22 protein-coding genes, 3 pseudogenes and 1 riboswitch are annotated in these 20090 nt (G+C 43.1%); of the genes and pseudogenes, 10 read left to right on the plus strand and 15 right to left on the minus strand.

Annotation, left to right across the window (positions count from 1 at the left end):
• Window positions 1-131: 131 nt before the first annotated feature.
• Window positions 132-821 carry a TerC family protein gene (locus NST83_RS14940; RefSeq protein WP_342414759.1) on the minus strand — a complete coding sequence of 230 codons (690 nt, stop codon included), beginning with the start codon at window positions 819-821 and terminating at the stop codon, window positions 132-134.
• Between the two features lie 352 nt (window positions 822-1173).
• On the opposite strand from NST83_RS14940, the gene NST83_RS14945 reads away from it, so the two are divergent.
• Together NST83_RS14945 and msrA are read left to right on the plus strand one after the other, a co-directional pair.
• Entirely contained in the window at window positions 1174-1791 is a 618-nt protein-coding gene (locus tag NST83_RS14945; RefSeq protein WP_342414760.1) for a VTT domain-containing protein, read from the plus strand.
• A 187-nt stretch (window positions 1792-1978) separates the two neighbouring features.
• On the plus strand, window positions 1979-2950 hold the full coding sequence (gene msrA / locus NST83_RS14950; protein WP_342414761.1) for a peptide-methionine (S)-S-oxide reductase MsrA: 972 nt from the start codon (window positions 1979-1981) through the stop codon (window positions 2948-2950).
• Window positions 2951-3049: 99 nt separating this feature from the next.
• Here msrA and NST83_RS14955 read toward each other — a convergent pair whose 3' ends face one another.
• Entirely contained in the window at window positions 3050-3853 is an 804-nt protein-coding gene (locus tag NST83_RS14955) for a lipid II flippase Amj family protein (RefSeq protein ID WP_342414762.1), read from the minus strand.
• A gap of 182 nt (window positions 3854-4035) precedes the next feature.
• On the opposite strand from NST83_RS14955, the gene NST83_RS14960 reads away from it, so the two are divergent.
• Window positions 4036-4392 carry a DUF2188 domain-containing protein gene (locus NST83_RS14960; protein ID WP_342414763.1) on the plus strand — a complete coding sequence of 119 codons (357 nt, stop codon included), beginning with the start codon at window positions 4036-4038 and terminating at the stop codon, window positions 4390-4392.
• 126 nt (window positions 4393-4518) lie between these two features.
• Here NST83_RS14960 and NST83_RS14965 read toward each other — a convergent pair whose 3' ends face one another.
• Both NST83_RS14965 and NST83_RS14970 read right to left on the minus strand, forming a co-directional pair.
• Window positions 4519-5223, minus strand: a complete 705-nt coding sequence (locus NST83_RS14965; protein WP_014282274.1) for a YitT family protein — start codon at window positions 5221-5223, stop codon at window positions 4519-4521.
• A 456-nt stretch (window positions 5224-5679) separates the two neighbouring features.
• Window positions 5680-6579, minus strand: coding sequence for a DMT family transporter (locus NST83_RS14970; protein ID WP_342414764.1), 900 nt, complete (start codon window positions 6577-6579; stop codon window positions 5680-5682).
• Between the two features lie 130 nt (window positions 6580-6709).
• Here NST83_RS14970 and NST83_RS14975 point away from each other — a divergent pair, with 130 nt between their 5' ends.
• Window positions 6710-7123 carry a hypothetical protein gene (locus NST83_RS14975; protein ID WP_342417964.1) on the plus strand — a complete coding sequence of 138 codons (414 nt, stop codon included), beginning with the start codon at window positions 6710-6712 and terminating at the stop codon, window positions 7121-7123.
• A 6-nt stretch (window positions 7124-7129) separates the two neighbouring features.
• Here the strand turns inward: NST83_RS14975 and NST83_RS14980 are convergent, their stop codons facing one another.
• Both NST83_RS14980 and NST83_RS14985 read right to left on the minus strand, forming a co-directional pair.
• Window positions 7130-7594, minus strand: a complete 465-nt coding sequence (locus NST83_RS14980; protein WP_342417965.1) for an amidohydrolase family protein — start codon at window positions 7592-7594, stop codon at window positions 7130-7132.
• The gene (locus NST83_RS14985) at window positions 7522-7749 is read right to left on the minus strand and encodes a hypothetical protein (RefSeq protein WP_342414765.1); all 228 of its coding nucleotides are present in this window, start codon (window positions 7747-7749) and stop codon (window positions 7522-7524) included. Before NST83_RS14985 ends, NST83_RS14980 begins: the two co-directional genes overlap by 73 nt.
• Between NST83_RS14985 and NST83_RS14990 the strand changes: the two genes are divergently transcribed.
• The 3 genes from NST83_RS14990 to NST83_RS15000 are packed head-to-tail and all read left to right on the plus strand — an operon-like array spanning window position 7738 to window position 11403.
• Window positions 7738-9201 (plus strand): spore germination protein, encoded by a 1464-nt coding sequence (locus NST83_RS14990; protein WP_342414766.1) that lies wholly within the window; start codon window positions 7738-7740, stop codon window positions 9199-9201. The genes NST83_RS14985 and NST83_RS14990 overlap by 12 nt on opposite strands.
• A complete protein-coding gene (locus NST83_RS14995; protein ID WP_342414767.1) occupies window positions 9194-10285 on the plus strand; it encodes a GerAB/ArcD/ProY family transporter in 1092 nt (363 codons plus the stop codon). Before NST83_RS14990 ends, NST83_RS14995 begins: the two co-directional genes overlap by 8 nt.
• The gene (locus NST83_RS15000; protein WP_342414768.1) at window positions 10282-11403 is read left to right on the plus strand and encodes a Ger(x)C family spore germination protein; all 1122 of its coding nucleotides are present in this window, start codon (window positions 10282-10284) and stop codon (window positions 11401-11403) included. Before NST83_RS14995 ends, NST83_RS15000 begins: the two co-directional genes overlap by 4 nt.
• Window positions 11404-11418: 15 nt before the next feature.
• On the opposite strand, the gene NST83_RS15005 is transcribed toward NST83_RS15000, so the two are convergent.
• The 4 genes from NST83_RS15005 to NST83_RS15020 form a co-directional block, all read right to left on the minus strand.
• Window positions 11419-13935: a transglycosylase domain-containing protein gene (locus tag NST83_RS15005; protein WP_342414769.1), complete on the minus strand. Its 2517-nt coding sequence runs from the start codon at window positions 13933-13935 to the stop codon at window positions 11419-11421.
• Between the two features lie 35 nt (window positions 13936-13970).
• The gene (locus NST83_RS15010; RefSeq protein ID WP_342414770.1) at window positions 13971-14159 is read right to left on the minus strand and encodes a hypothetical protein; all 189 of its coding nucleotides are present in this window, start codon (window positions 14157-14159) and stop codon (window positions 13971-13973) included.
• A 941-nt stretch (window positions 14160-15100) separates the two neighbouring features.
• Window positions 15101-15481 (minus strand): DMT family transporter, encoded by a 381-nt coding sequence (locus tag NST83_RS15015; protein ID WP_342414771.1) that lies wholly within the window; start codon window positions 15479-15481, stop codon window positions 15101-15103.
• Window positions 15482-15542: 61 nt separating this feature from the next.
• Complete coding sequence (locus NST83_RS15020; protein WP_342414772.1) at window positions 15543-16175, minus strand: NAD(P)H-dependent oxidoreductase; 633 nt, start codon at window positions 16173-16175, stop codon at window positions 15543-15545.
• Window positions 16176-16387: 212 nt separating this feature from the next.
• Here NST83_RS15020 and NST83_RS15025 point away from each other — a divergent pair, with 212 nt between their 5' ends.
• Together NST83_RS15025 and NST83_RS15030 are read left to right on the plus strand one after the other, a co-directional pair.
• Complete coding sequence (locus NST83_RS15025) at window positions 16388-17068, plus strand: winged helix DNA-binding protein (RefSeq protein ID WP_342414773.1); 681 nt, start codon at window positions 16388-16390, stop codon at window positions 17066-17068.
• 64 nt (window positions 17069-17132) lie between these two features.
• Window positions 17133-17403, plus strand: a pseudogene (locus NST83_RS15030) (Tn3 family transposase); the annotation flags it as partial.
• Window positions 17404-17669: 266 nt separating this feature from the next.
• Here the strand turns inward: NST83_RS15030 and NST83_RS15035 are convergent.
• The 4 genes from NST83_RS15035 to NST83_RS15050 form a co-directional block, all read right to left on the minus strand.
• Entirely contained in the window at window positions 17670-17987 is a 318-nt protein-coding gene (locus tag NST83_RS15035; RefSeq protein WP_342414774.1) for a multidrug efflux SMR transporter, read from the minus strand.
• A 3-nt stretch (window positions 17988-17990) separates the two neighbouring features.
• A complete protein-coding gene (locus NST83_RS15040; protein WP_342414775.1) occupies window positions 17991-18332 on the minus strand; it encodes a multidrug efflux SMR transporter in 342 nt (113 codons plus the stop codon).
• Window positions 18333-18412: 80 nt separating this feature from the next.
• Window positions 18413-18511: riboswitch (guanidine-I (ykkC/yxkD leader) on the minus strand.
• Between the two features lie 33 nt (window positions 18512-18544).
• Window positions 18545-19063 carry a GNAT family N-acetyltransferase gene (locus NST83_RS15045; RefSeq protein WP_342414776.1) on the minus strand — a complete coding sequence of 173 codons (519 nt, stop codon included), beginning with the start codon at window positions 19061-19063 and terminating at the stop codon, window positions 18545-18547.
• Window positions 19064-19090: 27 nt separating this feature from the next.
• Window positions 19091-19543 carry a MarR family winged helix-turn-helix transcriptional regulator gene (locus NST83_RS15050; RefSeq protein WP_342414777.1) on the minus strand — a complete coding sequence of 151 codons (453 nt, stop codon included), beginning with the start codon at window positions 19541-19543 and terminating at the stop codon, window positions 19091-19093.
• A gap of 118 nt (window positions 19544-19661) precedes the next feature.
• Between NST83_RS15050 and NST83_RS15055 the strand changes: the two are divergent.
• Window positions 19662-19897 (plus strand): annotated as a pseudogene (locus NST83_RS15055) (YitT family protein); the annotation flags it as partial.
• A gap of 8 nt (window positions 19898-19905) precedes the next feature.
• Here the strand turns inward: NST83_RS15055 and NST83_RS15060 are convergent.
• Window positions 19906-20028 (minus strand): annotated as a pseudogene (locus tag NST83_RS15060) (transposase); the annotation flags it as partial.
• Window positions 20029-20090 lie beyond the last annotated feature (62 nt).

Here is a 20090-nt window from a genome sequence, read left to right on the forward strand (position 1 = left end):
TTGTCTAGTTTACATGGAAGTCCGCTGACAAGCAAAGAAAAGAGGCCGCCCCCGATCCATTTAGACCTGACGGAACAGCCTCTATGCATGAGCGTCCAAGCTTCAGCTACGATGATTTCAGTGTGCTTAGCTTAGGCGTGCAGCGCTTGTTTTCTTGTTTTTTCACTTTTTATTTTTTTAACACGCATTCCAATGGCTACAATCAGAACAACGACTAGAGCTTCAAATCCGTATTTGACTACCCCATTCGTAAACCAATGTGCAATCAGCGGCTCAGCCACTACCATTTTGGCAGCAGTGTAGGCTAGCACAGCAGCCCCAATTGTAATGACCATCGGGAAACGTTCGGTCAGCTTCAAGATAACGGTACTGCCCCATACCATAATCGGAACGGAAATCGCCAGTCCCAAAATAACAAGCAACATATTTCCATGAGCTGCTCCTGCAACAGCAAGTACATTGTCGAGCCCCATCATGGTGTCGGCAATAATAATCGTACGAATCGCGGCCCACATTTGATTGGTTGCAGAGATTTCATGTTTTTTCTCCTCAACCAGCAGCTTGTAAGCAATGTAGATGAGCGCAATCCCTCCGATTAAACGCAAGCCGTAAATTTGTAGTAAGTATGTGACCAGCACCGTAGCGATAACACGAATGACGACCGCGCCGACCGTCCCCCAAATAATGACCTTTTTTTGATTGGCCTTCTCTACATTACGAGCTGCCAGACCAATCACAATCGCATTGTCACCAGCCAGCACCAAATCAATGATAATGATTGATAATAGCGCAGTTAAAAACTCAATTGACAAAAAATCCATACGTTTCTCCCACCTTCTTTATTTATTTGTTATACTGTACATAGTTCTGCGCTTTATACTAAAAAAGCGCCATTTCACGGAATCCGGAAACGGCGCTTGACCCAAATTTAGCATCAAAAAAAGACCATTTGCCCGGATTCCAAAAATCCTGACAAAGGTCTCGCTTACAACATTACGTTGCCAATAAAGCCGGGGATTTTAAAATCCCGTAATGACGACTTTACTCGTTGAGCTACTCCCCTTTGGGAACTATTCTATTAGTGGCAGTATAGCACACATTTTTGGGAATGTGAACCCTATTTTTTTCTGTATAAGCGACAAGCCGAACAGGGATATTGAAAGAGGTATGTAAATGAAAAAATGGCTACTCGCTGCGGCTTATGTTTCGCTGCTCTGCATCGCGTTTATCTACAAAAATGATTGGCTCGCCTGGGCGAACAAGCAAACCTCTTTTCCGGCTCTGCTGCTGCTCGCGTTTCTGTTCGCGTTAATTCCATTTGTGCCTTACAAGCTGATTATCGCTTCCATTGCTTATGCAGCAGGTGCCTGGCAAGGCGCTCTGATCTGCTGGTTCGGCACTACATTGGCTGCGTTGGTGGTTTACGGCGCGGTACGTATCCTCTTCCGTGACAAAGGACGGGCTTATCTGGAGCGAATTTCAGCGTTGGAGCGCTTAAACCGGGTCATGGAGCGAGAGCCTTTTGCTGCTGTGCTGCTGGCCCGCCTGATTCCGATCATCCCGCAAGCAGCGGTGAATGTATATGCGGGGGTGGCAGGCTTTCCGTTCTGGAGCTTTATGGTGGGTACGGCCATTGGCAAGCTTCCTGCAATTGCGGTATATGCTTATGCGGGCGGGACTATCGCCAAACATCCGATCACTGGCTTGCTCATTTTGCTGCTGTATACAGCAATGGTGGGCGGTGGCTTTGTGCTTTATCGCAAAAGGATTCAACGTGTCCATAAATCATAGCTTCTGTTGAGCCTGCCGCTGGATCTGTAAGGATGTAGGCTGGCGGTGGCTTTTAGTTCAGAGAAATTTGCAAAGCTGGTTTGTTTCTGTCGTTCCATTGGATTTTGCGAACATGTCGTATATAATTTAATTGTAAGCTATTTAAATAACAACTAATTGAAACTTTCTCAGAATGGAGTGACAAATAATGAGCACCAACAATCCAAACACCGTGGAGAAGGCAACTTTTGCAGGCGGCTGCTTCTGGTGCATGGTTTCCCCCTTCGAGGAACTGCCCGGCATTGTAAAGGTAAGATCCGGTTACACAGGAGGACATACGGAAAACCCGACCTATGAAGAGGTATGTTCCGAAACAACGGGACATGTAGAAGCCGTACAGATTACATTTGATACGCAAATCTTCCCATATGAAAAATTATTAGAGCTGTTCTGGCAACAGATTGATCCGACGGATGAAGGTGGACAATTCCACGATAGAGGTTCATCCTACCAAACAGCTATTTTCTATCATAACGAAGAACAAAGAATCAAGGCAGAGGCTTCCAAAAAAGCGCTGGGTGAAAGCGGCCGTTTTGACAAGCCTATTGCTACACCGATTCTGCCTGCGGCAACCTTTTATGAAGCGGAAGAATATCATCAGGACTATCATAAGAAGAATCCCTCCCATTACAAGCGCTACCGCAAAGGCTCCGGACGTGAAGATTTTATTGAGCAAAATTGGTCGGGCAAAATCGATAAATCTGATTTGAAAGAGCGACTGACACCTATTCAATATGAAGTAACACAAAAAAACGCGACTGAGCGCCCTTTTCAAAATGAGTTTTGGGACCATGAGGGTGAAGGCATTTATGTGGACATTGTTTCGGGAGAGCCTTTGTTCAGCTCGCTCGATAAATATGATGCAGGGTGTGGTTGGCCCAGCTTCACTCGTCCGTTACGCAGCTATAATGTCAAAGAAAAAACAGACCTCAGCCACTTTATGATTCGTACCGAGGTCCGCAGTCGCGAAGCCGACTCCCATTTGGGACACGTATTTGATGATGGCCCGGGTCCAGATGGCCTGCGCTATTGTATTAATTCCGCCGCTCTCCGTTTTGTACCTCAGGAAGACTTGGAACGTGAAGGCTATGGAGCCTATAAGTCACTATTTGAAAAGTAAATAGACTTCAAAAATATTTTAGGCTGGCCCGGTAATCATCTTTCGCAGATGACCTCGGGTCAGCCTTTTTGGAATTAAAATCAGTATATGTATTTCCCGTCAGCCCATAATCCACCCAAGCCAGAATGCGAGCGGCACCAACAGCAACTGTGCAAGCAACGTGCCTCCCAGACGCGAGATGATCATCCAGCCGTACATGCTATTCATACGGTTCAAGGGCAGCTCCCCACGCAGCGTTTTTTCAGACAATACTGCCAATCTGGGATCAATTAGCAGAGTCAGCAGCACCGTTGCCATACCATTGATTAGACCTGATGACATCGACATTGCCGTCCCTTGAGCGGGCCACAGGAAAGATGCGTATAAAGCAGACACCACTCCCGTCGTATATATCGCGGTCACAGTCATATTCAGGGTAATCAGGCGCTGGGGGATCGCTCCCCTCAACAGCGAGGTGAGCATGGACCCGGTTGGACGCTTCATGTAGTAGCCTGCATGCTTCCAACGGTTGTGCACCATTAAATGACGCACCAGTGCAGGAATAGAGCCAGTATGCTCCAGATGCACAATCCATCTGGCCGACATGCGTACCACGGTCGGATACAAAATAATAGCGATCATGGTCCCGACGGTTGCTGCCAGTAGAACCCCGTGCATGTACAGCTCCAGCCTAACATTAGCCCCACCCGCTCGTATGGCAGCCTTTGCCTGATCGACCATACCTCCCAGTAAAGGTCCCTGCGCCATATTGGAGGTGCGCGAAACCAACAGCAGCATGCCCGCTACGGTTAAAGCCAATCCAATTCGACGTGCTCGCAAACCGCCAAGACGGAGGGCATAGGTCAAACTGTCTGTAGTATGTATAATGATGGTTAGCATAAAGACGAAACTCCAGGCAAGCAACTGCTCCACTCCTTTTCAGGTATTCTGCACACCATTATACGCTTTTTCTCCAAATACATTTTACAATATATTCATTTCTTTGATTTCCGTTTGTTTAAGCGGACAGCGGCTAATACATTACTACATCATCTGCTATAAGGAGTGTTGGGTATGCCTTGGACCAAACATGATTACCCCCATCTATGAAAAATCTGGAGCCGCGTGTGCGAGAAACAGCCGTTGATATTGCTAACGCACTACTTCGTGGCGGCTACGAAGAAGGACGTTCCATTGCGATTGCAACCTCTCAAGCCGAGGAATGGGACGATAATCACCCCACTGGACGAGACGGGAAACAGAAAAAACATGAGCAACAACATTCAAGCAGAAACGGGAAAAACAAGCATTCTGCTTCTTCGGAGCCTCAGGAGCCTATTCATGTCGTGCCACATGAGTATGGCTGGGCTATTAAGGAAGAAGGGCATGATAAACCTGCTTCCACTTTCCGGCTCAAAAATGAAGCGGTGAACGAGGCTCAAAAATTAGTAAACCAACAGTAGGTTTCGGCGATTATTCATGACCAAAACGGACGCATTCATTCTACTTTAAAGCCTTCCTGCTGAAGCCTGGATACAGCGAAAGGGTGTCACGCAGGAAGATTTCTCTTCTAACGTAACACCCTTTCCTTATTGACGAAGGCTGTGGACGACCGGCACTGTTTTGGCAACTACCTTTTGGGCTGGAATAGCCGCAGGCAGTACCTTTTTCACAGGTCGGTGTAGTTGGAACGTTGTCGTCCATGTAATTATTTTTCCGGCGAGCCACACAGCCAGTATGGTAAACATTGTTTCCTTCACAGGCAGATACAACAGCGATAATCCCAATACAATGATGTCACTGACGATAAACACGTTACCGATTTTCCATCCGCGCCACTCGCTGATCAGCAGGGACAAAATATCATCGCCCCCGGTTGCTCCACCAAATCGCAATACGATTCCGGCACCCAAGCCTGTAAGCACTCCGCAAAGCAGAGCCGCTACCAGCAAGTTGCCGTGCAGATCTATAACCAGCGTCGAATACTTTTCAAATCCTGCATAAAACAAGGAAAAGGCGACCGCCCCGATCAATGCCAGCAGCATGAATCTTCTGCCCTTCAGTACCCAGGCCAGCAATATGACAGGGATATCGAGCAGTAGCATACTCCAAGCCGGAGACACGCCAAATGCGTAATGTCCCAGCAGAGCTAGGCCTGCAAATCCGCCTTCTGACAAATGATTTTGAGCATTGATGTGATAATACGTAAAAGCTAAAATGCATGTTCCGAGCAGCATGACAGCAATCTGCCTTAATGCTCCATTGTTCACGATAGATTCGTAAGTTTTCCTCATACAGGCTCCCTCGGTTTCTCGTAAGTTTGATGTGGATGAACCCACTCTTACGGAAGCTACCGGGTAAGATGTGCCTGGAGGACTTGGTCCTTCGCATGTACAATCCCCTCTTCCGCAGAGTTGGCTTTCGCAACTTGACGTTACTCCGCGGAAAAGCTAAGTATAAGACAGATCAAATCGTTTCCAAATCGTCCTTTGGGGAAGTATCCTTCGGGGACACATGGTATCCTGATCCTTTCTTTTGTGGAATAAAACTCCGACATTTCTGTGGTACATGTAATTCTATTATTTATTATACCACACCTTACCACCTGCTAAACAGCTTGCTTTTTATGCCGCACCATATTTTTATTTTATGCGTGAGCATGCTTTATTGTATGTGCGAATAACCGCATTATACCGAAGGTTTGGCGGATGCATATACAATGTGCTTATGGCATGGTTTATGCAGGTTGTTCAGTGATACTCCCTGGCTAATTTGGCTGTTCTGCGTTGGTTGGCCATAAACACCCCTCCGAGTATAAGGAGCAGCCCGGTCAGAACGTTCCAGCCGATGTGTTCATTCAGAAGCAAAAAGCCCCATACAATAGCGCTCACCGGTACAAAATAAGTCACCGAGGAGGCAAATTCCGGACTTCCCCGCAAAATCATATAATTGAACAAAATATACGCTACTCCCGATCCCAAAACCCCCAGCCCTATAAGGGAACCCAACACACCAGGGCTGAAGACGACCGACAGATCAGGTCGATCCACCATTGCCGTCATGATGCCGCCCCCTGCCATCGCACCCAATAGTGTCGCAAAGGTTGCCTGATACATCGACAGATTGGATAAAAACCGCTTGGACAACTGCGTTCCGAAGCCATAGCAGAGAGTCGCAAGCAGCATACATCCAAAGCCGACGGGGTCGACAGAAATAATGGATACAGGATTAATACCCAGTAAAATAACGATTCCTACAAAAGCGAGTCCCATTCCAAACCACTGCATTCGATAAAAGATAGCTCCGAAAAAGACAAGTCCGACCAACATGGTCCAGATTGGCGTGGTAGCATTCAATACGGAAGCCATGCTGCTGGCAATTCTGGTCTCGCTAAAACTAATCAAGGCCCATGGCAAAACCATGTTCACCAGAGCTACAAGAATAACCGATTTCCATGGAATACTTCTGAATACAAATGGCTTGCGCATAAGCAGCATCAACAAAACAATAAAAATGAGGCCAAAGCTGGAACGAAGAAATACAATAGTCCAAGGTCCTACGTGATGAAGCAATAATACCTTGATAAACAAAAACGATCCACCCCAAATGAGGCTTAGCAGCAATAGCGCCGCATATAAAGAGCGTGACAATATGTATACCTTCTTTCTTTCCAATAATTGATGATTGCTTTGGCAAAGGAATAATTTCTATGATGAGGTATAAAAAGAACATTTGTTCTGTATGCTGATTATAATTGTATTCCTGCTATGAGTAAAGGAGATTCTTATGAAAAAGATACTGGACAACAAGAATAAGGCCCCACTGCCTTCCGAGGAAGACGCAAGGCTGATCAAAACTTGTGTACTTCTGACCCTCGTGCTGGATGTGCTGGAACGGGACATTCGCATTCTGAATGCCTCTGCCTTAAAAATGCCCGATCTATACGTTCGCAGTCTGACCGGGGTGCAACAGCGTGTAGCTGTTCAATTGGCGGAGACAAAGGCGCGAATGAAAAGGCAGGGAGTTAAAATATACAAGGAAACCCGGAATCACGAAGGCGTGGAGGTTCTGTATGTATGCCGTGGCTACCAAAAGCGGTTTTTCATGCTTTCCTCCTTTGCACGTAGCGAGGTTCGACGAGAATTGGGACATTATTTAGGAATTGATGTGACACAAAGCCACTCGACTGTGTAATCTCGTTTACAATCCTTGTACGATGCGGTTTCCGCGTACCGTTGCTTGTGTGAGCACCTCTTTCTCGTCTATCGTCAACAAATGTCTTCCTCGCATTAATACACGTCCATTCACAATAGTCGTATCGACATCTGCGCCGTTTACACTGTAAGCAAGCAGTGACTCTATCTGGTGTATTGACTGTAAATGCGGCTTTTGCATATCTATCAGAATGATATCTGCCTTTTTCCCCACCTCAAGCGTGCCGGTTTCGTGCTCAAGGTTTAGCAGCTTGGCTCCATTGACTGTAGCCATTTGCAGCGCCTGCGCAGCAGTAAAAGCAGCTGGATTGCCTGTGCTTAGCTTTTGCAGCCATGTTTTTTGTTCATCTGTCAGATGATGCAGGGCATAACTGCTGACTACAAAGTCAAAGGTCCATCCATATAAGAAATCGACATCAGATTTCCCAGCCTCATCTCCACCTGCGGGAATTTACTCCGGCAGCGCTTGACCATTTCATTCGATTGACGTGAGGTGAAACATGATGCGGGATATGGATAGGTCGCCAGATCATGGATAAATCCAATCCATTTAGCACACATTATGCTTATCTCATCCAAAAAGAAGGTGTTTTCTTGACTGGACATAACCCAGCTTCCTTTGAACTGAACAAGAATATTTCCTTTATCGAGCAAGCCCTTTTTTATACGGATGATTTAAAAAAACAGTCTATTTCTGTTGACGGAAAAGATGGCATTCTTCTCTATATAGACTCACTCGTGGATCAGGAGATCATTCAGACGCATATTCTGGCCACATTATATAATAAAACCGATTCTGGCCCTCACCAAATGTTTACCACCCTGAACAGCCAAAAGGACACCGACCTCCGAAATGCCGCTGATTCGCTTATTGAGGGATACTCCATTTTAATGGTGGATGGCGCAGAAGAATTTTATATCCTTTCCTCGGAAAAAACATACGCCCGTAGTACGAATGAGCCGGAGAACGAGGGAATTATCCGCGGGCCGCACAATGGATTTATTGAGCAGTTGTCCGTCAATCTGAATCTTATTCGCAAACAAATCATCAGCACATCGCTGATTGTGCGCTACTTTTATGTCGGATCTAAAACCCGGACCAAAGTCGCTATCATGTATATGCAAGACTTGGCCAATCCTGAGCTAGTGGAGGAAGTGGAAAAAAGAATACAAGCCATCTCCTCCGATCTGGTACTGCCTCCCGGTTTTATTCAGGAATTCACGGAGGACAATCCCTTTTCCCTGTTCCCTCAGCAACTCAGCACAGAACGTCCAGATCGGGTAGCCGCTAATTTAATGGAAGGACGAGTAACTATTTTGGCCGAAGGCAGTCCTACTGCCTTAATCGCTCCCGTCTCCTTTTTTGCATTTTATCAAAGCCCAGATGATTATAACGGTCGCTGGATTATTAGTTCCTTTCTGAGAATGATCCGAATGATGAGCTTTCTGATTGCTTTTACACTGCCCGCTATTTACATTGCAACGATTTCCTTTCACTCAGCCATTCTGCCACTGGAGCTGGCACATACGATCAAAAAATCGTTGGAAAATGTTCCGTTTCCCGCCATTGTGGAGGCGATGTTGCTTGAAGTGATTTTTGAGGTGCTACGGGAAGCCGGGATTCGTCTGCCCAGCCGAGTGGGCCAAACAATAGGCATCGTTGGCGGTCTGGTTATCGGGGATGCTATCGTTCGAGCAGGTCTCGTGTCATACACCATGATTATTGTCGTTTCGTTAACAGCTATCTCTTCTTTTTTGGTACCTTCCCATGAAATGAGCTCAGCTGTCCGCATTCTCCGTTTTCCAATGATGATTGCTGCAGCCTTGTTCGGATATATTGGCATTGCCTTCGGGATGCTTATTCTCCTTATTCACCTTTGTAAGCTGGAAACATTTGGTTCACCTTATTTTGCTCCTCTGGCACCTTTCCGGCTTGGCGATATGAAGGATGTTTTTATTCGCTTTCCCATTTGGACACTACAACAGCGGCCGCATGATTCCCGCCCCAAAAAAATGAAGCAACAGAACTACTCTAGGAGCTGGAAACGTCGTGAATAAAGAAAGTACAATTACACAGGGTCAATTGTTTTTTTTGATTATCAAGTTTGAGATTGGCGTGGATATTCTATCACTTCCTTATCAGATGCATTTGTCATCCAAGGGAGGGGGCTGGATATCCGTCATTATTGGAGGCATTTTGATCCAGCTTATCATTTTAATGTGCTGGCTCCTGTTAAGACGTTTTCCCTCCTCCTCCATTTACCAAATCCTCACTCGGATTACTGGTTCCTGGATGGGTAAAATTTTGACGGTAGCTTACATTATATACTACTTACTTATGGGAACTTCGGTTCTTGTGAGCGCCTATGACGTCATTAATCGCTGGATGCTGCAAAAAACCCCACGTTGGGCTATATTGGCTCTGATTCTGTTCAGCAGCATCTATTTAGTTCGCGAAAATTTGAGGACAATTGCCCGAGTGCTTGTTTTAATCTCCTTCCTGATCGTACCGATGATGTTTTTAATCAGTTATGGAATAAAACAGGCCAATCTGCTCTATCTACTGCCTTTGACTGAGGCTGGATGGCCTCATATTATTATAGGCTCCAAAGAAACGCTTCTAGCCATGTTCGGCTTTGAATTCATCCTCGTGGTCTTTCCCATGGTCGAGGGCAAAAGTAAAGGGAAGCTCAAGTCGCTCCTGCTAGCTAACGGGGTCGTGGTTCTGTTGTATGGATTTACCATATTAACCTGTACAAGTGTATTTAGCCCCCAGCAGCTTGATTTGATGCCGGAGCCTGTCATTTACCTGCTCAGATCTATTCCGCTGGGAACGATGGACCGGGTTGATTTTATTTTCCTGCCCATCTGGTTAATTTCAATCTTTGGCTCCATAAGCGGTTATTATTATGCAGCGTCCTATGGACTAGGCTATTTGTTCAAGAAGAAAAACCACAAACAAGCCGTTCCTTTCGTAGTATTCGTCTCATGCATTATTGCCTGCATCCCTCAAAAAAGAGAGGATTTTGACCTCTTCGGTACAATTGCCAACAATTCGGCTTATTTTTTCCTGATTGCACTACCTCTGCTGTTGCTGATTGTATCGTATATATTCAACAAAAAGGAGGAGCCCAGAATATGAAAAAAAAGAGGAGAGCACTTGGTATGCTGGCTCTACTCATTTTTATGACTGGCTGCTGGGATCAGGACAGCTTGAAGGATGCCCGGCTGGCAAATGCTTCGGCCTACGATCTTACTCCAGAAGGCATATTGCTGCAAACACTCGAAATTGTAGACGACTCTGGAAATAACCAAGGGAAAAGCGCCAATGAAATTCATTCAGGCACGGGAAATTCCGTCCGGCAAAGTACAGACAAAATCCGAGCCAAGGTAACAGGAGATATCCGTTACTTTAAATATGGGGTTACTTTGTATGGCACAAGCTTGGCCCAAAAAGATTTGTATCCATATCTGGATGTCCTGTATCGGGAGCCGGATCATCCAACCTCACATGTAAAGGTAGCTATAGTAGAAGGATCAGCTGGAGAATTAATGAACAAAAAAAGTGTAGGCAGCCTTTTAATCGGCGAATTTATAACGAAAAAAATCCGAAGCCTGGAGGAAATGTGCGTATTTCCCGAAGTGACGCTAGAAACACTGCTTCCCCCTATGCTTGATCCAGGGCAGGACTTTGTTCTCCCCTATCTCTCCAAAGATGGAGAAGACATCGTAGCACGAGGGATTGCCTTGTTTCACGGACAAAGATTTACAGGAACCCTTAACGACGAGCAAGGGGTGCTTTATGTCCTGATGACCGGGAAATGGAAGGACACAGCGCGCTTTGTAAAAAGGGTTCACTCGGGACCTGCCAGTGATTTGCAAAACTTTATTACCTATCAGGCTCATATTCGGAACATCAAACGCCAGCTTATAGTGAAAGTTGGACGCGATGGTCAAATTGATGTGTACCTCAACCTGAAGCTCCCTGTCGATGTTGTTGAATACTCGCGGGATCATCTTCAGGATAAGGATAATGTCATGCGCCTGAACCGTCAGCTTTCGGAAATCATGACCCAGGATGCGGAGGAAATTATCCGTACGCTTCAAAAAAGCGGTTGTGATGCCTTTGGCATCGGCAGACAATTGATTGCCCATCACCCGACCTTGTGGAAAAACCTGGAATGGAATAAAGAGTACCCTAATGTTCGTTTTCACCCACAGGTCACCGTCAATATAGTCGGGAACGGCATATTGAATTAGGCCGCTCCCTTTGGTTTAGTTTTTCGGCTGGTCGGGTGTTTCGGTATGAATAGCCTCGCTAGGTTTATTTTCTGGAACTTCATTCTGGGTTTCTGGTTCAGAAGGAGGCTCCTGCTTATTTTCAACAGATGGCTGCGAACTATCTGCTGGTGGCAAATCATGACTCTCGCCATTCGTATCAAATTCTGTGCCAAAATCAGAAGGTACTGTTTCTTCTGGTATAATTCCCCTCTGATCCGTTACAGGTTCTTGTTTCTCCGGAGCTGCTTTATCCTTTGTATCCGATTTGGACGGTACGGCAGGTATGGATGAACGTGTTCGTTGCTCCCTCCCGACTTCCGTTGGCACGTATTTTTGGTTAAACCAGTCTGTCACGAGTTGACCAGATTGCCTGGAATAGCTTCCCGGCAGCTTACCTGTAAGGCTGGAGACCGTAACTTTTACAACACCTTCCGGCTGTGTAAAATGCTTATTTTTGAAGAGCTGGGGCTTATCCTTGATCGCCTCGTTCATGATAAGCGCCCACACCGATTGTGCTCTGGAGTGCCCTTCTTGAGATAGCGTGTTAACCTGTTGACGGTAACCTGCCCAGACGCCAAGTGTAACATCCGGGGTATAGCCCATGAACCATACATCGCCAAAGTTTTGTGTCGTACCGGTCTTGCCAGCAATATCAATGGTACCATAGCTTTTAAAAGCATTTTGCATACGTTTGCCTGTACCCCTCGGGTCCGATATAACCGTTTTGAGCATATCTGTCATCAAAAACGCGGTTTGACGGGAATATACACGCTTCGCCTGCGGTTTGAATTCATATACGATCTTGCCGTCGGCATCCGTAATTTTACTGATCAAATGGGGTTCGTTGTATACGCCCATATTGGGAATCGTACCATATGCCGCTGTCAGTTCCTTGACAGATACCCCCTTACTCAGTCCACCCAGAACTCCTGTCTGAGCATGTTCATCCTGCGGCTGAATCGTTGTAATCCCAAGGGATCGCACAAAATTCCAGGCATTTGGAATTTTAACTTCATATAAAAACAATCTCAGCGCAGGAATGTTGATCGACCGATTGAGTGCTTCGCGGGCTGTCATCAGTCCTTCGTACCGTCTGTTATAATTTTTAGGGATATGATAGCCTTTACGTCCGTCTTTCAATACAATTTGAGAATCATCAATAAGACCAGCAGGCTGAGTGTAGCCTTTTTCCAAAGCAGGCAAATAAGCTGCAATAGGCTTCATGGCAGAACCGGGCTGACGCGTCATCTGGGTTGCATAGTTCATTTGCTCAGTATTAAAGTCCCTGCCCTCGATCATACCGAGTATAGACCCCGTTTTATGATCAATCATGATGGCAGCAATCTGTTCCAGTCCCTTCTGCTTACTGTATGGAGAAAAGTTTTGCGGATTGGCTGCAATCTGTCTCATATCGTTATAAACTTTCTTATTTATCGTTGTATAAATCCGATAACCGGACCGTTGCAGCTCTTCCCGTGTATTTTGAAGGAGTTCAGCATGCTCAGGTTTGGAAATCTCAGCTGTTGTAAGATCCGGATTTTCCTGGAGCGCCAACAACCGAGTGGCCTCCCGTTCCGTCTCCAGCATCAAATAAGGGAATGTGTTGTAGCTTTTCTCGCGATGTGGTGCAAGAGTAGCTTTAATATCAAATTGAAGTCCCTCGTTATATTCCATTAGTGTGATTTTACCTGTTGCCAACATTCTTCCCAGCACGACATGCTGGCGCTCGATAGCTTTGTTGAAGCCTTCTTCATCAAACTTCCCTTTACCGTCAAAAGCTGAATAAACAGATGGCAATTGTGGAAGACCGGCCAAATAAGCCGCTTGAGCAATATGAAGCTTATGTAGATCACTTACATTAAAAATCCCTAACGAAGCCGACTTGATCCCATACAAATTGTAGCCTGCGGAGCCATTGCCAAACGGCATTTTGTTCAAGTATGCCGTTAATATTTTATCCTTACTCATAAAACGCTCCATACGCAGTGCGAGCAGCATTTCCTTTACCTTGCGGCTGTCCGTCTTATCCAGACTGAGGAAAACTCGCCGGGCTACCTGCTGTGTCAGTGTGCTGCCGCCTGTTTGGCGATTCTCGTTCAGAAGCTTCTGTTTGACGGCGCGAGCCGTCCCTTTTAGATCAACACCCTGATGCTCATAAAATTGGCTGTCTTCTGTTGAAATAAGGGCATCTACAATGGATTGGGGAACATCCTTCAAATCCACGAGCTGCCGATCCTCCTCCATGCGCATTCGTCCAACCGGGGTTACCTGGTCATTAAAAAATACAAAGCTGGTCAGAGCGTTCTCGTTTACCTTTTCATATATCAACTGGCGTGATCGCACAGGCTCATCATGAACCAGCGCTGCCACATAACCGGATATAAGACCTCCGGCAAATAGGACCCCAAGTACGCCCGCTAGCGAGAACCACTTGATATTAATCAGCAAAACTCTGCCAAAAATACGCCACCTGCTGCGTTTTTGAGATGATGGTCGACGTTTTGGGTTCATAAAAATGGTTTTCTCCCCTCAATATGCATTCATTACTACATGCTTTCGTTCAAGATAATATGATACGCCATGTTAGGTTTTCCGTAAACTATAACGTTCCAGAAAAACCGAGCCGTTCTGCTGTAGACACTCCGAAACTTTTTGCCATAGGAAGCTTTCTCTACACTCGCATAAAAGCTCTGACAATCCGCCAAAAGAATTGTCCGTTCAGTTGTTTTAGTCATGCTGTACCCTCCAAAAAGCCGATTACGTACGAACGTAAATTCTTAATTATTATAACACCAAACACTTGTTCTGTATTCAGGTAATTTATAAGGTTGTATGATTTGCGAAAAATATTGGTGGTATCCACTAATAAGGTGTATCCGAACTATTGGTTCTATATTCAATATTATTAGGGATTGGAGTGTTTAAATAATTCCTCTATAGTGATGAAAGCAATAAACTTTCTTCCTTGTTGTCAAAGAAGCTAGAGAAAGACTATCTCCCAATGGAAATAGTCCCTTTACTATATCGATTCATTTATTTGGAAGGGAAAAACCCTTCAATACATCCACGCATTTCTTGCTTGATGGATTGAAGGGTTTTCTTTGACCAAGTCTTCTGCCTCTTCTAATGTGGTGGCCAAACCTTACTCAAGTAATACTCCGGTTGAAGATGCCCGGAAAAACATTTTTATAAGATTATCCTGTTTACCTTTCCATTTAAGGGGTACCGCCAGCAAAATTCGGATTAACAACTCATGGAATTCTAACCACAAAAATAGCCAATTTTCACCACGCTAAGGTGTAATCGTCTGCCTGATTATCAATGGTGCATCTAGGGTTATCGACAGCAGAACGTGAAAACGTACGTTAAGCAATTTATTTACAATAAACAATGATCAGCCGCCGCGCTGTAAACTGCTCATTCTGTCATTAAACTAACGTGTCCCGGTAGTTTAACAGGTTAGCCGATTCTCGTCAGCAGCCTTGTCACTATGTTGAGTTACACTTATCATTTCAAAAAGAAATGAGGTCAGCTTCATTGTATGTTTCAAAGGTAATTATAGTCATTTTGAATACTTCAAAAGCAGGCGAATTTCTTTAGCTCTATTTCTTGCCTCACTGCAACTTCTTGGAACATCCAATTATCTTGACAGACGTTCAGATACAGGCATTATGAGCTATCCCCCCCGCCTTCTCTCTCTGCCAGCTTCACCTATCCATATGGAGCCCAATAGCAAGACAGCACCGAGCAATTGCTGCAAAGTCATCCTCTCAGCTAAGACAAGAGCTGAAATCAATAGTGAAGTTAGGGGGTCGATATAACTCAATACAGCGATGCTTTGACCTTTTAGGCCTTTCATTCCGGCAAAGAACAGATAAAATCCAACACCGCCATGAACGATACCCAGCACAAGCATCAATATTATCGTGTTGCCGGTGATCGACAAGAAACTGAAGCCATCTGTGAATAGCACAAATGGGAACAGCATGGCAACCGACAAGCCAAGCAAAGCAGTTCCGATACAAACCGCCTTTTTAAGTGACAGCTTTTCTTTCAAAGGTTCTCTTTAGGTCGAGTCGAGGGAACTCCGGGATGCTTGCAAGCCGTTTTGTAAATAGTCAATAAGTGGTAGGCCAACGTTCTGCGAAAAGTTTTTCTGTTTTCTTTAAATACAATTGGCGCTGTTCAAGAGTTCGCTTCTCCATACCTGAGTAATTATACCATTTAAGAGAGTTTATACTCATTTTTCGAAAAGTTCCACGAAACATCATTTTGGTGATTGGATTTCCAAATAGCCATCGATAAATATATGTTGGAGTTGCCATAATTGTTAGTAAAGAGACACCCTTCAAACGAGGAAGCAGACACTTAAATAAACGCCCTGGTTTAGGCTCGCTGTACACAATTCCTTTTGCTAATACCTTATCTAAGAAACCCTTCATCATTGCTGGCATTCCTTCCCACCAGATAGGAAAGATAAAAATAAGGTGATCTGCTTCGAGTAGTCGCTGTTGGTAATCTGCAATTAGAGGATCAATTACTTCCTTTTTTCGCCAAGACGCGAGGTCAGAAGCAGACATAACAGGATTAAAGCCGTCTTTATGCAAATCAATCAAATCGACTCGGTGACCACTTGAATGCAAACCTCTTATGGTAGCTGCCAACAAGGCTGCTGAATAACTTCTATTATGAGGAATATTTTCTGAAGCACCACTTCCATAAGGATGATCAAATATAATAAGAATGTTCATATAAAATTTCCTTTCTTGAATTTTGTTGTCTGTGAAACAAAATTGTTTTTATGGATATAATAATATATTTTTGTTTCCTTGTTGTCAATAATGTTTCCTTGTATTTTATTTTTTTATAATTACTTGGTATACTAGAAACATAAATCTGAAACAGGAATATTTCTTTATTCTCTAATATAAAATCTTAAAAGTAAGAGAGTGAGATTGTAAAAATGAATGAGAATTTTGAACAAACGCTTTTAATAAAAGATATAATAGGTCACATTGCTGCTATACAGAAGCGATTTCAGTCAGAAGGCGAAGATGAAGAAAAAAGATGGATGATTAAAAATGCTACTGAGTCGATCGTCATCCAATTTTTAAAGGAAGCAACTGTTCAGATGCTCCATGTCTTGGATGCTATAGGTGAATTAGAGCCAGTCAATGGCATTACAATTTCTAGGCATTTTGGTATTCCCAGAGGTAGCGTATCAAAAATAACTCAGCGGCTGGTAAAACTAGGAATCATACATGCTGAATCATTATCTTCCAATAAAAAAGAAGTATTATTTCGTTTAACTCCATCTGGTGAGCAAGCTTTCAAATTGCACAAGCAACTTCACGAACATATGGATGAAAATTTCAGGATTTTTCTAAGTCGTTATAACCTCAACCAGATACGCTTTCTTTCAGAATTAATGAGAGAAGTATTGGGAACTTCATGGGTTGGATCAGAAATGGTTTCTGTTGAAGCAGAGGATGAACAAGAAGATTACAAGTTATCTACTAGTGAGATTAGCTCACCTAGAGACTTACAACAACAAAATGAAATCTTAGGTATGTTACAGAAATTTGATTCGAAAAAGTTGAGCAAAGTAAAGGAATTGATACGTATTGTCTTTCTTGAGGATTGACTAGTACCTTGTCTCAAACAAATTTAGGATTTATGGAGAAACTCTTATAAAAATGCATGAAGGCATTAAAAATTCTTAGGTCTCCTAATTGGAAGTAGCAAGTTGGAATGGGTTTGACGAGGCTTCAACCAATCGTCAACCTAAAGCTGAAGAAAAACCGATTGTTCTGGCATCGCTCATGGCTATGGGGGGACCAATATCGGATTAACAAAAATGGCTGATGCAATGCCCGGTATCTCATATCATTCAAATAGCCAGCTCAGTGAAGAATGTACGATGATGCAATGAATAGAGCACAAGCAACACTTGTGAACTTTCATCATCGTCGTTCTTTACTAACAGGTTTGCGAAATCCTGTAGGAACAAGATATTTAACGAATAAAGTGATACACAGTATTCAATATGCTTTGTTTAATGCCTTCTGAAAAAAGCTTTAGATTAAAAGATTAAGTTATAGACTAGGAAAATAAAGTATCCTATTCCAGAAGGATCTAAAGTGGCTTCTAGCAACCATACAGCAAACCATGTCGTTATAGTTCATAAACATTCAGATAGTTTGCCGCTATTCTAAAATAACGAATTTATCTAATACCATCATTATTCAGCTTACCAGCTTTAGACCAACTGCTGAACCGAGTACCATCGCAATGAACAAAATTCTCGCAGTATTACGTGGTTCACCATAAAAGATTATCATACCCAATATCGCCCCGCCCGAAGCTCCAATACCGGTCCAGACGGCATAGGCTGTTCCCATTGGTAGTGCTTCCATGGCCAGGTTAAGAAAGAAAAAGCTCAATCCAAAGCCTCCAAGCAAGTAGAAAATGAACAGGAAATTCCGGTCTTTATGGAGCTTATTAATCATGAGAACTCCAATCATCTCAAATACGCCTGCCAAAATTAGAAATATCCAGTTCATATGTCAGTGCACCTCTTTTCCTTGTTTCTTCTCTTTGCTCTGCATTTTGAGTCCTACAACTCCGAACAGAAGTAGCCCGATTAGCATCAATTTAGATCCCTGTACTTCAGCACCAAACAACAAAATTTCTGCCAATACAGTACCGGCCGTTCCCAAACCGACAAACACTGCATATACTGTTCCTACTGGAAGCGTACGGGAAGCCATAATCATGAGTATAAAACTGACAAAAATGGCGACTAAAGTCCCTCCCCACTCTAACCATCCACTGGCATGTTTCAGGCCGATAACCCATCCAACTCCAAATAATGCCGCAATTACAACAGATAACCATGTCTTGTTCATCCTTTGCTTCCTCTTTTTTGGTAACGCTGCAAATGTAGTATGGATTTAAAGCAGCAATTGAAAAAAGCCTGAGATCATATTTCTCCCAGGCTTTTATCCCTCCGTGACACAGTACGACGACTGTAAGTTTTCTCTCGGACCAGCCGATATTACATCGCGGAACCCTAGAAAACATTTTTGCATTCAATTATAGTTAATATTATATATATTACCTATATCATTGTTTTGGTCATTATGAAATCAATTTGCTCTTCATCCCCCATATAAAAAGAGTGGGCACCCGTTTGAATAAACCCCATCTTCTTATAAAAAGCAATAGCATTTTCATTTTTTTCCCATACACCGAGCCAGATTTTGTTTTTATTTTGTTCCATTGCAATTTCCATAGCTTTATTTAGCAGATATCTACCAACCCCATTTTTTTGAAGTTTGTTTTTTATATAAATCCTCTCAATTTCGAGTGACTCATCACCCATTTTTTCGGATTGGGCCTCATTCATATTTACCTTTAAATATCCAGCAAGTTCTTCATTGAAATAGATGAAAAAGATTTCTGAAGAGACATTGGACAATTCCTCCTCCAACTGTTTAGAGTTAAATGCTCTTTGCAGATAGGTTTTCATATTTTTAGGTGAATTTTGATCTTTAAATGTATCGTTGAATGTTTCAATACTTATTTCTTGGAGTATTGGTAAATCTTCACGGCTGCACTTTATTATTTTTACAGTCATTTTTTAGGTATCGCTCCTTCATATAGATCAATAATTTCTCTTGTTCCCCTTTTTCACAAATTCCCAGTCAGTCCCTATATTTATTCTTACTCTTTGAAGAAGATTGAAAATGGTTTCTACTTCTCTTTCCGAAAATCCCTCTAATGCAACGTTATTGGAATGATCATTTTCTCTTTTTATAAATGGATAGACATTGTTTCCTTTCTCTGTTGGAAAGAGTTTTTTAATTTTTTTGTTATGGTTATCTTCCTTCTTTTCAATAAAACCATTAATTACAAGTTTTTTTATAGCACGAGATGCTGTTGTTCGATCTACTTTTATCATCTCAGCTAACTTTTCTTGAATGATTCCGGGGTTTTCACATATTCGAACAATGTACAAATACTGCCCTTTTGTAAGGTCATACTCTTTAAATTCTATATTACTTATTGAATCTAATGCCCTTGCTATCATTCCAATTTCACGAAGTACTTCCTTCATAATTAACTCCTTTGCACCTATTTTGTTGCAAACGCAATAAAAATGGTATATATTAAATTTATCCTATCTTTATTGCATTTGCAACATAAAATTATGATAAAGAGTTGAGTAAAGTGAAATATGTTTTTTTGTATTAGGAATTTTTATATTATCCCTTGGAATTTCTTTCACTATACAATCAGACCTTGGGACTTCAGCTTTTGATGCACTTTTGGTAGGAATATCCATAAATGTGGGGCTTACTGTGGAAAGTTGGGAAATAATAATAGCTTTAATATTGATATGTTGTAATTAAAAAGACAAAGACCAGAATTTTTAGGGTTGTTAACAGCATTTATAACGGGTATTAGTATTAAATATATGGCTTTTTTTAGCAGATTGTGGGCAAGGCAAAGCCACCCGACCTCCAGGCTTACTTTTTGCAAGCCGCGAAGCAGGAATCTTCGGAATCCCCGATTGTTTTTGATTTGTCCAAACACGCTCTTCTTGTTTAACTAACCTTATATGTTAAAATATGTAATATCATAACATTGATTTCGATACAGTT

The organism is Paenibacillus sp. FSL R10-2782 (assembly GCF_038592985.1).
Taxonomy (GTDB): domain Bacteria; phylum Bacillota; class Bacilli; order Paenibacillales; family Paenibacillaceae; genus Paenibacillus; species Paenibacillus terrae_C.

Bases quoted from the DNA above. Each gene is read 5' to 3' on its own strand.
- NST83_RS14940 (WP_342414759.1), bottom strand. From the start codon at position 821: ATGGATTTTTTGTCAATTGAGTTTTTAACTGCGCTATTATCAATCATT.
- NST83_RS14945 (WP_342414760.1), top strand. From the start codon at position 1,174: ATGAAAAAATGGCTACTCGCTGCGGCTTATGTTTCGCTGCTCTGCATC.
- msrA (WP_342414761.1), top strand. From the start codon at position 1,979: ATGAGCACCAACAATCCAAACACCGTGGAGAAGGCAACTTTTGCAGGC.
- NST83_RS14960 (WP_342414763.1), top strand. From the start codon at position 4,036: ATGAAAAATCTGGAGCCGCGTGTGCGAGAAACAGCCGTTGATATTGCT.
- NST83_RS14965 (WP_014282274.1), bottom strand. From the start codon at position 5,223: ATGAGGAAAACTTACGAATCTATCGTGAACAATGGAGCATTAAGGCAG.
- NST83_RS14985 (WP_342414765.1), bottom strand. From the start codon at position 7,749: ATGTCCAGTCAAGAAAACACCTTCTTTTTGGATGAGATAAGCATAATG.
- NST83_RS15000 (WP_342414768.1), top strand. From the start codon at position 10,282: ATGAAAAAAAAGAGGAGAGCACTTGGTATGCTGGCTCTACTCATTTTT.
- NST83_RS15005 (WP_342414769.1), bottom strand. From the start codon at position 13,935: ATGAACCCAAAACGTCGACCATCATCTCAAAAACGCAGCAGGTGGCGT.
- NST83_RS15010 (WP_342414770.1), bottom strand. From the start codon at position 14,159: ATGACTAAAACAACTGAACGGACAATTCTTTTGGCGGATTGTCAGAGC.
- NST83_RS15020 (WP_342414772.1), bottom strand. From the start codon at position 16,175: ATGAACATTCTTATTATATTTGATCATCCTTATGGAAGTGGTGCTTCA.
- NST83_RS15025 (WP_342414773.1), top strand. From the start codon at position 16,388: ATGAATGAGAATTTTGAACAAACGCTTTTAATAAAAGATATAATAGGT.
- NST83_RS15035 (WP_342414774.1), bottom strand. From the start codon at position 17,987: ATGAACTGGATATTTCTAATTTTGGCAGGCGTATTTGAGATGATTGGA.
- NST83_RS15040 (WP_342414775.1), bottom strand. From the start codon at position 18,332: ATGAACAAGACATGGTTATCTGTTGTAATTGCGGCATTATTTGGAGTT.
- NST83_RS15045 (WP_342414776.1), bottom strand. From the start codon at position 19,063: ATGACTGTAAAAATAATAAAGTGCAGCCGTGAAGATTTACCAATACTC.
- NST83_RS15050 (WP_342414777.1), bottom strand. From the start codon at position 19,543: ATGAAGGAAGTACTTCGTGAAATTGGAATGATAGCAAGGGCATTAGAT.